The sequence below is a fragment of the Scytonema hankhaensis NUACC26 genome, assembly GCF_045865695.1.
In the GTDB taxonomy this organism is placed as follows: Bacteria; Cyanobacteriota; Cyanobacteriia; order Cyanobacteriales; family Nostocaceae; genus Scytonema.
In genome coordinates this window covers 182,951-197,577 of the sequence record NZ_BAACAP010000254.1, presented here as the reverse complement: position 1 = coordinate 197,577, position 14,627 = coordinate 182,951, and the positions used below count along the sequence as shown (strand labels likewise).

General features: G+C 41.4%; 15 protein-coding genes. 7 read left to right on the top strand and 8 right to left on the bottom strand.

Going from position 1 to position 14,627, the window contains the following annotated elements:
• Positions 1-581, bottom strand: a 581-nt coding sequence (locus ACKTT2_RS51230) for a Clp protease N-terminal domain-containing protein (RefSeq protein ID WP_407900812.1), incomplete at its 3' end; no start/stop codon positions are given.
• 222 nt (positions 582-803) lie between these two features.
• Here ACKTT2_RS51230 and ACKTT2_RS51225 point away from each other — a divergent pair.
• Positions 804-1,094, top strand: coding sequence for a DUF3288 family protein (locus ACKTT2_RS51225; protein ID WP_407900811.1), 291 nt, complete (start codon positions 804-806; stop codon positions 1,092-1,094).
• Positions 1,095-1,150: 56 nt separating this feature from the next.
• Here ACKTT2_RS51225 and ACKTT2_RS51220 read toward each other — a convergent pair whose 3' ends face one another.
• Positions 1,151-2,752, bottom strand: a complete 1,602-nt coding sequence (locus ACKTT2_RS51220) for an MlaD family protein (protein WP_407900810.1) — start codon at positions 2,750-2,752, stop codon at positions 1,151-1,153.
• 124 nt (positions 2,753-2,876) lie between these two features.
• The gene (locus ACKTT2_RS51215; protein WP_407900809.1) at positions 2,877-3,659 is read right to left on the bottom strand and encodes an ABC transporter ATP-binding protein; all 783 of its coding nucleotides are present in this window, start codon (positions 3,657-3,659) and stop codon (positions 2,877-2,879) included.
• 211 nt (positions 3,660-3,870) lie between these two features.
• On the opposite strand from ACKTT2_RS51215, the gene ACKTT2_RS51210 reads away from it, so the two are divergent.
• Together ACKTT2_RS51210 and ACKTT2_RS51205 are read left to right on the top strand one after the other, a co-directional pair.
• The gene (locus ACKTT2_RS51210; RefSeq protein ID WP_407900823.1) at positions 3,871-5,436 is read left to right on the top strand and encodes a phytoene desaturase family protein; all 1,566 of its coding nucleotides are present in this window, start codon (positions 3,871-3,873) and stop codon (positions 5,434-5,436) included.
• A gap of 424 nt (positions 5,437-5,860) precedes the next feature.
• Positions 5,861-6,373, top strand: coding sequence for a peptidoglycan-binding domain-containing protein (locus ACKTT2_RS51205; protein WP_407900808.1), 513 nt, complete (start codon positions 5,861-5,863; stop codon positions 6,371-6,373).
• Between the two features lie 82 nt (positions 6,374-6,455).
• Here ACKTT2_RS51205 and ACKTT2_RS51200 read toward each other — a convergent pair whose 3' ends face one another.
• The 4 genes from ACKTT2_RS51200 to ACKTT2_RS51185 form a co-directional block, all read right to left on the bottom strand.
• Positions 6,456-7,148: a hypothetical protein gene (locus ACKTT2_RS51200; RefSeq protein WP_407900807.1), complete on the bottom strand. Its 693-nt coding sequence runs from the start codon at positions 7,146-7,148 to the stop codon at positions 6,456-6,458.
• Positions 7,149-7,331: 183 nt separating this feature from the next.
• Positions 7,332-8,624 (bottom strand): dihydroorotase, encoded by a 1,293-nt coding sequence (locus ACKTT2_RS51195; protein WP_407900806.1) that lies wholly within the window; start codon positions 8,622-8,624, stop codon positions 7,332-7,334.
• A gap of 102 nt (positions 8,625-8,726) precedes the next feature.
• Positions 8,727-10,079, bottom strand: coding sequence for a histidine phosphatase family protein (locus tag ACKTT2_RS51190; protein ID WP_407900805.1), 1,353 nt, complete (start codon positions 10,077-10,079; stop codon positions 8,727-8,729).
• 309 nt (positions 10,080-10,388) lie between these two features.
• A complete protein-coding gene (locus tag ACKTT2_RS51185; RefSeq protein ID WP_407900804.1) occupies positions 10,389-10,757 on the bottom strand; it encodes a hypothetical protein in 369 nt (122 codons plus the stop codon).
• Between the two features lie 331 nt (positions 10,758-11,088).
• On the opposite strand from ACKTT2_RS51185, the gene ACKTT2_RS51180 reads away from it, so the two are divergent.
• The 4 genes from ACKTT2_RS51180 to ACKTT2_RS51165 all read left to right on the top strand — a co-directional run bounded on the left by ACKTT2_RS51180 (position 11,089) and on the right by ACKTT2_RS51165 (position 13,961).
• Entirely contained in the window at positions 11,089-11,415 is a 327-nt protein-coding gene (locus ACKTT2_RS51180; protein WP_407900803.1) for a DUF4114 domain-containing protein, read from the top strand.
• Positions 11,416-11,757: 342 nt separating this feature from the next.
• Positions 11,758-12,912, top strand: a complete 1,155-nt coding sequence (locus tag ACKTT2_RS51175) for a DNA cytosine methyltransferase (RefSeq protein ID WP_407900802.1) — start codon at positions 11,758-11,760, stop codon at positions 12,910-12,912.
• Positions 12,913-12,914: 2 nt separating this feature from the next.
• Complete coding sequence (locus tag ACKTT2_RS51170; protein ID WP_407900801.1) at positions 12,915-13,604, top strand: PD-(D/E)XK nuclease family protein; 690 nt, start codon at positions 12,915-12,917, stop codon at positions 13,602-13,604.
• A gap of 99 nt (positions 13,605-13,703) precedes the next feature.
• On the top strand, positions 13,704-13,961 hold the full coding sequence (locus tag ACKTT2_RS51165) for a type II toxin-antitoxin system HicB family antitoxin (RefSeq protein WP_407900800.1): 258 nt from the start codon (positions 13,704-13,706) through the stop codon (positions 13,959-13,961).
• A 31-nt stretch (positions 13,962-13,992) separates the two neighbouring features.
• On the opposite strand, the gene ACKTT2_RS51160 is transcribed toward ACKTT2_RS51165, so the two are convergent.
• On the bottom strand, positions 13,993-14,607 hold the full coding sequence (locus tag ACKTT2_RS51160; RefSeq protein WP_407900822.1) for a Uma2 family endonuclease: 615 nt from the start codon (positions 14,605-14,607) through the stop codon (positions 13,993-13,995).
• Between the last annotated feature and the right edge of the window lie 20 nt (positions 14,608-14,627).

Genomic DNA, 14,627 nt, shown 5'->3' with positions numbered 1-14,627 from the left:
TCAATTTCTTTCTCACGACCAACAACAGGGTCTAGCTTACCTTCGGTGGCTAGCTTAGTCAGATTTTTACCAAATTCTTCTAAAGTGAGAGACTGGTTGCGCCGTTGACCGTTACTGCTACCGCCGCGACCTCCAGCCACCGATGTAGCTTCGCCCAAATTGCGAATAACTGCTGTGCGGACTTGAGATAGATCTAGTCCGAGATTTTGTAGAACTTTAGCGGCGACTCCTTCACCAGCCTCAGTTAAACCTAACAGTAAGTGTTCGGTACTGATATAATTTTGTCCCAGACTGCGAGCTTCCTTAAACGCTTGCTCAAACAGACTTTTCACCTTGGGAGTGAAAGGAATTTCCGGGGGGACAAAGCCAGAACCCCGACCAATAATTCTTTCTACTTCGCGACGTGCGTCTTTGAGAGTAACGCCCAAGTCAATCAGCACTTTGGCAGCAACCCCTGTTCCTTCGCCAATCAAACCCAAGAGAATTTGCTCAGTGCCTACAAAATTGTGCCCCAGGCGACGAGCCTCTTCCTGGGCTAGCATAATGACTTTTATAGCTTCAGATGTGAAGTGTTCAAACATAGCGGGTACTTGCTCCCTTGCTGCTTGGGCTTCGGGTGATGTGACTCACCCTCACCTGAACATTTGTTTACTTTACTTAATGACAATGTATCTTTATTTTAAGGTGACTGACAGTAGTGAGACCCGTAAGAGTTAAGGTGTATTAGCCGTAGAAATTATGAATCATGAATGATAAATTATGAAAAATCATTCATCATTCATAATTTATCATTCATAATTTCTATGAGTGCAGGAAACAAAGAGCAACAGCATCCTCTATACAATCGCGATCGCCCCATCGTTGATACTTTACTAACTCAAGAAGTAACTGATTATAATTTAGCAGAATTAGCAAGATTGCGAATTCGCTATCAAGGTTTTCCTGGTGCAAAAGACATTCAACGGGATCTCAACCAGATTTTACAGCAATGGAGTCTTACTGAGGAACAATTGTTTGAGAAAACTCGCCAGCTTCATAATCTTGGGGGAATCTACAAGAGTCGTGGCAAACGGGAAGAGGAAGATTGGAACTAGGGATTGGGGATTGGGGACTAGGGAATAACTTACTTCTAATCCCTAGTCCCTAGTCCCTAGTCCCCTCTTGTCTCTCGATGCTGTCTAAGTTGTTTTAAAAGATTTTCTTGGGATGAAGGGGAATTGGTAGAAGTGGTTGCTGATTCGGGTTGTTGGGTTTCTTTGGGGGGTTGCGAAGGTTGTTTATCGCTTTTAATGACCGGAGGTACAACATCATTAATGACGATTTGCTGCTGATTTGTCCTTGGAGTCTCAGTCGTAAAGGTTATTGATGTTGGTAGAGAAGTTTTAATGAGGTTGCGATCGCTATCTAATGGAATATTAAATGTTATCTGTGGTGGCTTTGTAGTTGTGGAGGGCGTTGTCATCTTTGAATTGTAAACAGCAGTTTTGATTGAGTCTAAAGTAGTTGCAACCCGTACATCCTGCTGCATTTGCTGTGTGGAAGACACTAAGCCACTCAAACCATTAACAAGTTGTCGAAGATTTTGTCGAAACGCTGGATCTCCCGTCAATTCGTCCAAATCAGATGTAATTTTCTGGGTATTCTCAAACGTTACCCGTGCAGAATCTAGAGTTTGTTGCAGCACTAATAAGTTGCTGGAATTGTTGAGAGAATTGGTAACATCCCGCAAGTTGGCAGAAGCTTGTGCGGCGTTGGCTGAGAGAGTTTCTAGATTTTGCAGTAATTGACCTTGTGTCACGCGATTGACCGTAGGTGACAAACTGCTGACTGTTTGACGCAATGCATTACTAGTCTCAGTAATATTATTTAAGGCAGCAACCAGTGAAGAGCGGTTTTCTCCGAGTGCAGTATCAAGGTTATTAATCAATTTATTAGCTTGATTTGCTGTGAAACGAATTTCCTTAGCAGTTACACTAAATTGAGTAGCTGTACCACTAAACTGCCCTGCCGTTTCACCAATTCGATCTAAGGTTTGGGTCGTAGATGTACTAAGTCGATCTAAAGTTCTAGTAGTCGATGACGTTAGTTGAGTTGTGGCTTGTTGAATTGTATCTGTTGTTTCAGAAATGCCATTAACTTGTTGTTGTAAGCTTTTGCTTAAACCATTAAGATTGCGACTTAACTGAGCAACACTTTCTGCTGCCACTGCAGTGTTTTCCACAGCTTTATTAACATTTTTATAAAATTGTGGATTAGTGTACAGAGTTGCTAACTCTGTCGTTGTGCGAATAAGTTCGTCAAGACTGATACCAATTTGACCTTTTAACCGAGAAGTATTACAGACAATAATTTGGGGATTGCAATTTTTATCCAATGGTTTAGCAACATTACCAGATGGGATTAACTTTGTTCTTGGTGTAATATCAACAATGCTTTCACTAATCAACCCGGATTGATTGGCTTCAACTTTTACATCACTAGGAATAATGAGGTTGGGATCGCTAATTTCGATTTCAACTTCAACATTATTCGGTCCGGGTCTGATGTCGGCAATTCTACCTACTTTAACACCGCGATACCTGACAACCGCTCCTTTCTGCATTCCTCCGGCATTAGCAAATTCTACAATAGCTTTATAGGAATTGCGCCCAGCATTCACTCTATTTAACCATGCAAAAATTAGACCAAATACTCCCAATCCTAGTAAAAGTAATAGTCCGACAGAGCCTTCTCGAAATGTCCGCGATCGCATATCAATTCTCCTCTCTATTATTTTAGATTTTAGATTTTAGATTTAATCCACGCATCCACGCATCCACGCATCCAAAATTTTTTAGATTTGTCTTCAATCCAAAATATAAAATTCACGCATCGTTCTATCCGATAACCTGAATTGGTCCATTGACACTCCCGCTCATAAATTGTCTAATCAAGGGATGGTCTGTTTTATCCAATTCATTCACTGTACCTTGCCATTGCACTTTTCCCTGATAAAGAAACACCAGTTTATCAGCCGTGCGACGAATAGTGCTTTCTTGGTGAGTTACTATAGCGTAAGTGCCACAAACGCCTTGTGTCGATTGTAAATGCCGGATTAAATCTTCTATCACCGTAGAAGCAATGGGATCTAGTCCGGCGGTTGGTTCATCGTACAGCAAAACCTCTGGAGAGTCTTTAGGGTTATCGGGATTAGACATGATAGCACGAGCGAAACTAACCCGTTTTCGCATACCACCAGAAAGTTCAGCAGGAAAGCGATCGCCTATTCCCCCCAACCCAACCATTTCTAATTTTTCATTAACCAGTTCTCGAACCCGTTGACGAGGTAGTTTTGAGTGTTGGTAGAGTAAAAAACCTACATTCTCCTCAACAGTTAAAGAATCAAACAATGCCGCTTGTTGAAATACCATACCAATACCAACTGGATCTGTGCCATCTTCAATCAAACCCTCTCGCCGTTCTCCTTTTATGTAAATCTCTCCTTCATCAGGAGAAAGTAACCCAGCAATAACTCGTAAAATTGTTGACTTACCAGTACCGCTAGGACCTATAATCCCTAGTGCCTCTCCTCGAGCGAGCGTCAAATCTACATTATCTAATACTTTATTGCTACCAAAAGATTTAGAGATGCCTTTTAGTTCAATTAATGCTTGGGTCATTGGGGATTGGGGATTGGGGAACTCGGGACCCCTTCTGGGGATAAGGGGCCATGGGGATTGGGGATTAGTCATTGGTCATTAGTCATTGGTCATTGGTCATTGGTGGTTCACTATTGAACAAAGGACGCATAATAATTAAGTATTTTAGTCATTGGTCGTTTACTATTGAACAAATGACAAATAACAAATGACAAATGACAAAATAACAAAAATGGACAATCTTGATGTCATAGTCATTGGAAGTGGTATTGGCGGGTTAACTGCTGCTGCATTACTTGCTCGTTATGGTAAACGGGTCGTTGTTTGTGAAAGCCATACAGTAGCGGGAGGCGCTGCACACAGCTTTAAACGACGGGGGTTTGAATTTGATTCCGGTCCTTCATTCTATTGTGGTCTGACTGGTGCCAAAAGTTTAAATCCTGTAAAACAGGTTTTAGACGCTTTGGGCGAATCTTTACAAACTGTAGCTTATGACCCCCTTGGTCATTATCACTTGCCAAATATTTCTTTTCCGGTCTATAGCAATGCGGAACGTTATTTTGAAGAAATAGCCAAGACAACACCCCAAGGTGCTAAAGAGTGGAAGCAGTTTGCAGACCGGTTGTTACCTCTATACGAGGCAATGAAGGGTATTCCTTCTTTGGCTTTAAGGGCTGATTGGCAATTAATACCCGTGTTGGTTGGGCAGTACTTACCATCTTTATTCAAAATGTTACCTAACTTGCAGCTCGTGCAATCTTCTGTTGGTAATGTAATGGATGGAACAGTAAAAGATCCTTGGGTAAGGCAACTCATCGATTTAGAATGTTTTCTGTTATCCGGTTTAAAAGCACATGGCACTATTGCCCCTGAAGTAGCTTTTATGTTGGGCGAACGTTCCCAAACTAATGTAGAGTATCCACTAGGTGGAAGTGACGCAATTGTCAAGGCTTTGGTTCGAGGACTCAAACGTTGGGGCGGTGAATTATTGTTAGGTCATCATGTCGAGCAAATTCTTGTAGAGATGAGTCATGGCACAACCTACGATAGGACGAAAGATAAGATGCGCCATAGTCAGTCTCTGCGTAGAGTTACTGGGGTGCGCTTGAAAAACGGTCAAACTCTAAAAGCACCTGTGGTTATTTCCAACGCTAGTCTTTGGGATACATACACCCATCTGCTGCAACCCGAAGATTTGCCTTCTTCCTTTTGTAAAACAGCTTTAGATACACCTGCTGTTGACAGTTTCATGCACTTGCATTTGGGCATTCGCGATCGCGATCTAGAAAATTTAACAGGGCATCATGTCGTTGTTCATAATAGTGACAAAGATATCGCAGAACCCGGAAACACCTGCATGATATCCATTCCTAGCGTGTGGGATGCAACATTAGCACCTTTATGTCATCATGTGGTTCACGCCTATACTTTGGAACCTTTTACAGGGTGGGAACGGAATGACGATTACGAAGAGAAAAAGCACTCAAAAGCACAAACTTTATACCGAGCCTTAGAACGAATTATCCCAGATATTCGGGAACGTGTGGTGTTAGAACTTATTGGAACACCTTTAACTCACGCTCATTATTTGCGAAGGTATCGCGGAACTTACGGTCCCGCAATTAAGGCGGGTAAAGGGATGTTTCCAGGAGTACAAACACCAATACAGGGTTTGTATCGGGTAGGTGATAGTACTATGCCTGGAATTGGCGTACCAGCTGTAGCGGCTTCCGGTATTCTGTGCGCGAATACACTGGTTCAACCCCGCCAAACAGAAGAGTTATTAAAAGTTTTATAGCAGTTTTCACGTAGCTGCAACACATTAAATAATTGTCTTGTGGAAGATTGTCTTGTGGAAGATTGTCTTGTGGAAGATTGTCTTGTGGAAGATTGTCTTGTGGAAGATTGTCTTGTGGAACGGGCGTCTCGCCCGTTTTACTAGTAGTAGTGCATCTAGGCTTAATTGGTGGGTAGAAATTAATCGGTCAATGAGTCTAGATTCTTTCTCAAGAGCGCCCCTGCACCCCTGCTCCCCCTGCTGTCTTCACCGACCATTTTAAGGTGGACGCGGTAGTAGGGTGGGCATTGCCCACCCTACTACGTATATTTCAAAAAGCAAATACAATCGCTATAGTCTTAAGACTTTCTTCAGAGTTATGTTTCCGAAATCGATGAATCGATCGGTGATTCTAAGGATACAAACAAACAAAGGAATAAAATTGATGGTTAATCAAGTCACTGCTTCTGCTCAACTTAATAAGCCCGTTCTTCAAGAAGGTTCTAAAGGTGAGGCTGTAAAAGAACTACAAAAACTGTTATTACAATACGGTGCTTTTGTATTCCTTGGTCCTGATGGTGCTTGTGTATTTCCTGGTGAAGAAGTTATTGACGGCGTATTTGGTGCTAAGACAAAAAATGCAGTCATTCTTTTTCAGAGCAAAGTTTTTCTGACACAAGATGGAGTTGTTGGTAACAAAACTTGGCAAGCACTTTTCACAGGTGCGCCTGTTGATATGCCTGTTCTCAAAAAAGGTAGCAAGGGCGAAGTTGTTAAGCAAGCACAAGAAAGACTGGCACTCGCTGGTGATTACAACGGTGCGATTGATGGTGACTTTGGTAGTCAAACAGAAACTGCTGTAAAATCCTTACAAACTCGTACTGGATTGCCTGTAGATGGTGTTATTGGCAATCGCACTTGGTTTGAGTTAAGCAAAGTTAATACCGTATTCTGCTAGATATATCAGTATTTTCCTATAGGTTGGGTTTTGGTTCTTAACTCAACTAACTTCATCTTTTAACACCAAGTTCGAGCAAGCTTTAAAAAGCATAAGACTGATTTTCTTGGAATTGCGATTCAATATATTCCATAACTTCCAATTGAGCCTTTTGCCGATCGTCCATGATTGCTTCAATTGCCTGCTCAATCAGCAATCGTCGCGGTATAAATGTTTCTTGCAATAACTGTTCAACAAACATACCGAATCTCTCTGAAATTCTCGGTAGCTGATACTCTCGACCATTACCTACGTATCTCCAAGGCGTGGGTTTTTTTCTTGGTTGCTTTGGAATATCCTTTTTGGAAACTCTTGCGCTACAGGCTTTGAGAAGAGTTTCACGGATGACTTCTATCTGTACTCTTCCTGCTGCTAGTTTGTAAAGTACTTGCAGATCGAGATTGCTCTCAATTTCTTCCAGTTGCTTCAAAGTAAACTCGCCAAGCACGGGCGCTAATTTCAAAATTCTAGTAGCAAGACCCGATGCCCATCCAAGAGTGGATGCTAATGCTTCTTCATATTGCTTCGGCTTGAGTCGGTCTTTAAGAAAATTCAAAAATTGACCCATTTGAGCAATTCCGACCAGATTATGGCAGCCGCAGTAATGAAGCTCGTCGATAACCTCTTCTACAGGGTTTTGCCCCTTTATAACTGCCAACTGAACAAAATCATAAAATTTTTCTGCGATCGTTTGTGAAAAATCCGCACACTGAGCTGTTTCTGGGATGTTGTTCATGCTAAGATTACTCCAGAATTTTGTTAATTTTATTTTTTAAAGGGGCGTATCCTAGGTAGGACTTGGATGCGTCCCTTTTCTGTGAATCTTACTATGTTTTGGTACTTTAGTATTGTTAATTTTTGAAAAAATTTTCTGTACAAATAAGTAAGTGATAATACTTAACATACATCCGGTCACTGGTTACTGGTCACTGTTCACTGTTTCTAAAACCCGACCTTGAATTTGTTGACCCAACCAAGGCGTATTAGTTGACAGGGTGTAAAGATTTTTCTTTTCGACCTTCCAGCTTTCTTGGGGATCGAATAGAATCATTTCTACTCGTTCCCCTGGTGCGATCGCACTAGGTTTCTGATGCAAGCACTCTGCAGGACGAGTACTTAAAGCTCTCCACAATTCTAAAGCCGTCCATTCCCCACTCTCTACGAGATACTGCCACAGAAAAGGTAACGCTAACTCAAAACCAATTGCACCTGGTGGGGCTTCAGCAAAGGAAACGGTTTTTTCCTCATAGGTGTAGGGCGAGTGGTCAATTGCGATCGCATCAATCGTACCTGTTTTGACTGCTTGCCGCAACGCCACTAAATCTTGATAATTTCCCAAAGGTGGTTCCAATCGCAGACTCGGATCGTAACTTTTCACTGCTTTTGTATCCAATAAAAGATGCATCCAAGTTGTACTAGCAGTCACAGGTAAGCCACTTGCTTTTGTAGAAGCAATTAAATCGACACTACGAGCCGTAGAAACACGCATAATATGTATAGGCACACCTATAGGAGCAGCTAATTCTAACAAAGCAGCAATGGCAGAAGTTTCAGCGCTTACAGGTATAAAAGGCAACCCCAATCTGATAGCATCTAAACCTTCCCGCACAACTCCATTCCCCTTCAACTCGGGATGGCAGCAGTAAAACGCCACTGGCTTCCCTAACGGTTGGAGATATTCCAAAACTCGTCGCACCAAGGCAAAATTTTCCCAAGGTTGACCATCTGTAAAACCAACTACCCCGGTGGCTGCTAAATCTGCCAATTCAGTCATTTGCTTGCCAGCTACTTTCTCAGTTATTGCACCCCAGACGTTAACAAGAGGTAGGAGGGAGTGAGGAACAGGGGAACTCTCTCTGTGTTTTTTGCTTTTCTGCAACAACTGTGCCACAACAGACGGGTCATCAATAGCTGGGGATGTATCGGGTAATAGATTAATTCTTGTAAAACCCCCAGCAGAGGCAGCTTGCATGAGAGAAAGAAGATTTTCTCGTTCTTCAAACCCAGGTTCCCCAGAGTGACTGTATAAATCCACCAATCCCGGTCCCAGAACTAAACCATGACAATTTCTGATGTGGGTGTCCTTTGGCAAATCAGAAATGTTATCGGCAACAGATCCAATTAAGCCATCGTTTATCAGCACATCAGTAACGCGGTCAATCCCAGAAACAGGGTCAATAACCCTTACTTGTTGTAGCAGTTCGCTTGTCATTTTACCTATTAGCTATTAGCTATTAGCTATCAGCTTGCATTTATTCAAATATCAGCTCTGTACAAGTGTACAGTTTTTTGACACTCTGCTAAATATGCTATGCTACAATGCTCCTGCTGCTGTTTTGTCCAATACGCCTCCACCTAAATGAGTGGTGATGTTCATTGCTTGTAGTACTGGCAAACCATTTGCCCCAAAGGGGTAATCGATAACGCTAACGGCTCCATTTCCTTGACGGAAATTCCAGAATTGTTCTGATGACAAACCGAGAATATGACAGAGCAAAGTTTTATTAGTCGCATCGTGAGCAACCACTAATCCCGTTTTGAAACCCTTTGCCAATGCTGTTTCTACAATAGATTGCCATGCAACAACAGCACGATCCCAAACTTGCTGCAAAGTCTCTCCTTCTGGCATTTGCACTTGGGCTGGTGTTGTACGCCAACGATGTAACTCGCCAGGAAACTCTTCGTCGATTTCTTTTTCTAACTTGCCTTCCCACAGCCCGTGGCTGATTTCTCTCAAACCATCATATAGTTGCATTTCCAGATTGGGATGGGATGACAAAATAATTTCGGCTGTTTCTTTCGGACGCAACATTGAACTACTTACGGCAAAATCAATGGCAACATCTTTGAGAAATTGGGCGGCTTTGTGTGCTTGCTGTCTGCCGTTGTCGTTCAAAGGAACATCAATTTGACCTTGAAATCTTGTTTGGCGGTTCCACTCTGTTTCTCCATGTCGCACTAATAATAATCGTATCCCCTGATGATTGGGTCTTAAGGAGGGGAGGATTTCTCCAAGATGTTGGGTTTGATTGAGGGATTCTAGTTGGACGGATTCTCCCAAGCCTCCAGAGAAATTAAGGACAGTGATATTGCAGTTGGATTGCTGTATGGAATGGTAGCGAGATGCAGAAATGGAAAGTGCGGTGCTAATCAAAGCACGATTAATACCATTATGTCCGACGATCAGAATCGTTTCGCCTTGATGACGCTGTAAAACCTCTTGCCAAAATTGACGTGCTTGTTCGTATAAAGCTAGGACGGGAAAGAATTCTTTTGTTTCTTCGCCATCTTGGATCGGCATTTGGAGTCGATCCGGGGTTTGATGCCAACTACGATACTCTTCAGGAAATTTCTCTTTGACTTCAGCAGTTGTCATTCCTTGCCATAAAGGAAGGTCTACTTCTAGTAACTTCTCAGAAGCTTGAGGAACAGGAGATTGTTCGGAACGATTGGCAAATTCCTTACGAATAGTCTCTGCTGTGTCTTTGGCTCGTTGTAGGGGGCTAGTGTATATTGCGCTAAATACGATACTAGCAAGCGCTTTGCCCACTTTACTCGAATCGATACGACCTTGTTCTGTGAGCTTGGATGCATCTGTACGTCCTTGTATGCGTTTTTCGGCGTTGTACGTGCTTTGACCGTGACGCACAATAATTACACGGGTCACTTTTTGCCCTCCTCTATGTTAAATTCCGCGAAGGAAACCTCTATCACTAGTAGCAAACTATTGCCTGTAAGTACATGGCACTTTTCTACTAGTTAATACGATCGCGAAAGGTTTTCCTGCGTAACATAATAAAAAGAGTATCATCCATTGCTTCAAAAAACGATTGCAACTCAATATATTTCTAAAACTAAATATCCCTCCAGATTTCTGGCTAACGCCTACAATCTGAAGGGACTTAGATGACTGATTGACGTTTTCCAAAATTTTGGTCACCTTTTTGCTGAACGACGCTACGTGAAATCAAGGATTTTACTCTGGTGTCACTTGGACTTCCACGGCGTTTCCATTATCAAATGGTTGATTTCCTGCTTGTGGTATGATGGCGTTATTGGAATTAAACCGATCGTTCTGACGCAATTCAACGCGATCGCTCAGTGGAACTACACCTGTTGGAGCCGCTTGAACCCTTGGTCTTGAAGTGCCCACATTTGTGTCTGAAAAGAATCTTGAGTAATCGTTTTGAGCCGATCTATTCCCAATATTAGTCAAAGATCCCCCTTTAATGGTATAGTTTTCTCGCTCGGATTCGAGTTTTTGCGAAGATTGCCCGTATGCTGCACCCCATATACCTAAAGTTGCTACCATAGCTGTCAAAGCAGCGATCGTTCCAGTATTCATTGTCTTCACCCAATTTTCAATTCTTTGATGCCTGATGATATTGTAAAGATATTCAGTTTTTTTACTATTGTAAGCTTAGCTACAGAAAAATCAGTATATCGAAATACATATTTTTTTAATCTTAACCCGAAAGGCGACTGCGGAGCGTTTTAGTGCGTCCTCCTGCACGAACGAGCAGGGGACTCGCGTTCTACAAGATATGGTCTCTTAATCTGAAAACTGGTGGACATTGCCAATTTCTATGCTTGCATAAATATAGCATTCCTAAATCATTCGTGAGAAACAAGATCCCAGACTTCTTAAAAAAGTCTGGCTCTGAGTCTTTCAATTCTTGTTACGCGCCAACAATATCAATGGTGGTATTTCCAATAATGGAGTTGAAGGTGTATGGAGCTTAAATCAAGCTCTTAACCCAGATGGTTTACAGCACGTTATGGCATATTACTACAAAGACTTTCTTGTCTTTGGTTTTGAAGACTTGTGGGGTGGTGGTGACAAAGACTATAACGATACCGTTTTCGCCATTGATATTGGTAAGAAAAACGCTCGCTCCGTTGCTAATGTACCAGAACCTTCTACAGCTGTAGCAGTATTAGGCATTAGCGCACTAGGCTTTTTGAAAACTCGCCGACGCCGTTCCTCTGACAACATTTCATAATCCTCATCAACACATGATAGCAACCGTATCTTTTGAAATTATCAAATTTGACATAGCTTCTTGAGAGGTAAATATACATCTACGCTCTAATTTGGATTTGATAAGCTGGTGCATCTAATACTCAATATCTTTTTTCACTTTAACAAGGCAAACACAACTTGTCACGACTCTCGTAAGTTCCATAGCCGATAGACTCTCGTCTGTCGGCTTTCGATATGTTGTTCCTTAGAATGTATTATTATATAACCGTATCCTCTCTTGGGAAGGAGCAGAGCGTAAAGTACACTGCTTAAAAAGCGATAATATTTTACAAGCAGTAGAAAGCGATCGCAAACCAGTAAAATGGAAATAATACAGTTGTCTTTGTTTTCTAACCAAGAAGATTGCAAGTCTTTACAAAAGCAAAAAAAAGCTCAATTAGGACGCTATGGACGTATCCAAAGAGAACTAGAAACGTCAGATTGCGATTCCTACAAGATATTTATTGAATTTGAGCCACCATTACTACCAGCGTATAACTACAGATTTGTGGATTTGTTCTGCGGTGCGGGGGGGATGACGCAAGGTTTTTTTCGAGCTGGCTTTCGACCAATAGCAAGTGTAGAAGTGAATGAAATTGCTTCTGCAACACACAACATAAACTTTCCCCACTGTCATCATTTTTGTGGCGATATAGAAAAATTTGAGTCACAACAATGGTTATCTGAAATTAATTCACCTGAAATCCACATTGTTGTTGGCGGACCACCGTGTCAAGGGTTTTCTGTTGCGGGAAAACGCGATTCCAAAGATCCTCGAAATCGGTTGTTTCGTGAATTTGTGCGGGTTGTTTCAGAAATCCAACCTTGGTATGTTGTTATGGAAAATGTACCAGGAATTTTAACTATCAATAACGGGGCTGTCAGGAAAGAAATTTTTGAGGCTTTTACTAATATCGGTTATCCTCACATATCTGTAGCTATTTTAGAATCAGCAGCATACGGAGTTCCTCAAATCCGCCCAAGAGCCATCTTTATTGCCAATCGATTTGGTATGATGAACCCCTATCCAAAGGCACAATTATCGTCTCACCAATATAAGCCTATTGAATCAGCAATTGCTGATTTGCCAGAATACACGCCCATACCAGAAATTAACCATGAGTGGACTCGTCATTCTCCCGAATATATGGAAAGAATTGCTCGAGTTCCCCCAGGAGGTTCTTTATACACAAAATATGTTGATGCTTTCAAGCGTCAATATCCAGGGTTACCCAGTATGACAGTCAAAGAAAATCACGGGGGGACACACATTCATCCCTATCTCAATCGTGTGATTTCAGCACGTGAAATGGCAAGATTGCAAACATTTCCAGATACATTTCTTTTTGCAGGTTCCATGAAAAAAGCAATGTGGCAAATTGGAAATGCTGTACCACCTCGTTTAGCAGAGTGTATTGGGTACGCGCTAATTCCTTCCTTAAATGAAATACAACACAATCTCTCAAATGGAAACTAACAATGCCTTCTAATATTGAACTTCTACCACCTCTTAACGCAAAGTGCGTGCGGGAAAATGGCAAACAATATTATGTAGATGCTTTGGGAAACCGTTTTCCAAGCGTGACAACTATACTGAATGTGACAAAACCGCAAGAGGAACGCGATAAACTCAACAATTGGAAATTTCGTGTTGGGATGGAAGAAGCAACTCGTATATCCACAACTGCCAGCCGTCGAGGAACCCAAACTCACAAACAAATTGAACGTTATTTGCTTGGAAAGAATTTTGATTGTCCCGAAGCAAGTCGTCCTTATTGGGAAAGTATCAAACCCGTGTTAGAAGAAATTGATACAGTAAGACTTGTAGAAGGTTCGGTGTTTCACTACAACAAAAGCTATTCTGGTAAAGTAGATTGTGTTGCTAGTTACAAGGGCGTACCTTGTATCTGTGAGTGGAAGACCTCTGATAAGCCTAAAGAATCCATTGAGCGATTGTACGAGTATCCATTGCAACTCACAGCTTATTTAGGAGCAGTCAATGATTACTATGGAGAATATGGTATTAAGATAGATCGTGCTTTGTTAGTTGTGGCGATACCGGACAGAGAGGCTGAGATATTTTGGTTTGAACCAGAAGTCATGCAAGAGTATTGGGAGAAGTGGGAAAAAAGGGTTGCCGAGTATTGGCAAAGAATGGGGAACAGATAGAATTAGTAATAAAAAGTATGGTCATTTTTATTTCAAATTTAATATATGTTTAAATAGAGTTAAAAGGTAACTTCTATCTATATGAGAGTGTGAAATTTAATGGCTGTACAGTTTATCCTAAGTGATTATGTTGACAAAGCTTTGGCACAGGCAGTTTACGACAAACTGGAAGATGGCTCATTTGCTGGTAAAATTCCGTCTTGTACAGGGGTTATAGCTTTTAGTTCAACATTAAAAGAATGTGAAAGTGAGTTACGCTCAACACTTGAAGATTGGATTTTACTTGGATTGAAATTAGGATATTTTTTACCAATTATTGATAATATTGACTTAAACAAGGAGATCAAGCTTCAATAATGATATGTGAACTTACTGAGAAGATTATCAATTAGTAAGTAGCGAAAATTTGTGCTGCTGTTAACTGCAACTCTTGAAAAGTAGGTGAGATAATACGCTCGCTACCACGAAATTGAGCAGGTTTTTGGTATCGATTTCCATCAGATGACAACTGATAAATCGATACTGTTGGCTGCTTTGGATTTCCAATATAATCTCGACCTCCTAAGCCTAAATAGTCTACAATCCAGTATTCTGGAATGCCTATTGCGCTGTAGTCTTCGACTTTTCGTGCATAATCATTTTGCCAGTTAGTGCTAACGACTTCTACTACGAGTTTGACGGAAGTTCCTAAAGTGATGACAGGCTCATCTTGCCATAATAGTTCATTCTTCAGCGCCGCTTTATCTAAGACAACAACATCAGGACGGAAAGCTGTTGTTGTTCCTAGAGGTTTTATTAAACAACGAGTCGGTGTAAACCAATCAAGACTTAACCTGTCTATTTCAACATTCACTTTTCGTAAGATAAAAGCAGATACCTCTTCATGAGGTCCCGTTGGTTCCATATCAATAAGTTCTCCGTCGATTAATTCGTAACGTTCATTATCTCCATATTTGGTAATGAAGTCATCAAAGGTCAAGAGTTTTGGAACGGCTTGTGTCATCGCAATTGCAGCTCCTAATT

Bases quoted from the DNA above. Each gene is read 5' to 3' on its own strand.
- ACKTT2_RS51160 (WP_407900822.1), bottom strand. From the start codon at position 14,607: ATGACACAAGCCGTTCCAAAACTCTTGACCTTTGATGACTTCATTACC.
- ACKTT2_RS51210 (WP_407900823.1), top strand. From the start codon at position 3,871: ATGGACAATCTTGATGTCATAGTCATTGGAAGTGGTATTGGCGGGTTA.
- ACKTT2_RS51220 (WP_407900810.1), bottom strand. From the start codon at position 2,752: ATGCGATCGCGGACATTTCGAGAAGGCTCTGTCGGACTATTACTTTTA.
- ACKTT2_RS51165 (WP_407900800.1), top strand. From the start codon at position 13,704: ATGGCTGTACAGTTTATCCTAAGTGATTATGTTGACAAAGCTTTGGCA.
- ACKTT2_RS51195 (WP_407900806.1), bottom strand. From the start codon at position 8,624: ATGACAAGCGAACTGCTACAACAAGTAAGGGTTATTGACCCTGTTTCT.
- ACKTT2_RS51175 (WP_407900802.1), top strand. From the start codon at position 11,758: ATGGAAATAATACAGTTGTCTTTGTTTTCTAACCAAGAAGATTGCAAG.
- ACKTT2_RS51205 (WP_407900808.1), top strand. From the start codon at position 5,861: ATGGTTAATCAAGTCACTGCTTCTGCTCAACTTAATAAGCCCGTTCTT.
- ACKTT2_RS51225 (WP_407900811.1), top strand. From the start codon at position 804: ATGAGTGCAGGAAACAAAGAGCAACAGCATCCTCTATACAATCGCGAT.
- ACKTT2_RS51215 (WP_407900809.1), bottom strand. From the start codon at position 3,659: ATGACCCAAGCATTAATTGAACTAAAAGGCATCTCTAAATCTTTTGGT.
- ACKTT2_RS51185 (WP_407900804.1), bottom strand. From the start codon at position 10,757: ATGAATACTGGAACGATCGCTGCTTTGACAGCTATGGTAGCAACTTTA.
- ACKTT2_RS51200 (WP_407900807.1), bottom strand. From the start codon at position 7,148: ATGAACAACATCCCAGAAACAGCTCAGTGTGCGGATTTTTCACAAACG.
- ACKTT2_RS51170 (WP_407900801.1), top strand. From the start codon at position 12,915: ATGCCTTCTAATATTGAACTTCTACCACCTCTTAACGCAAAGTGCGTG.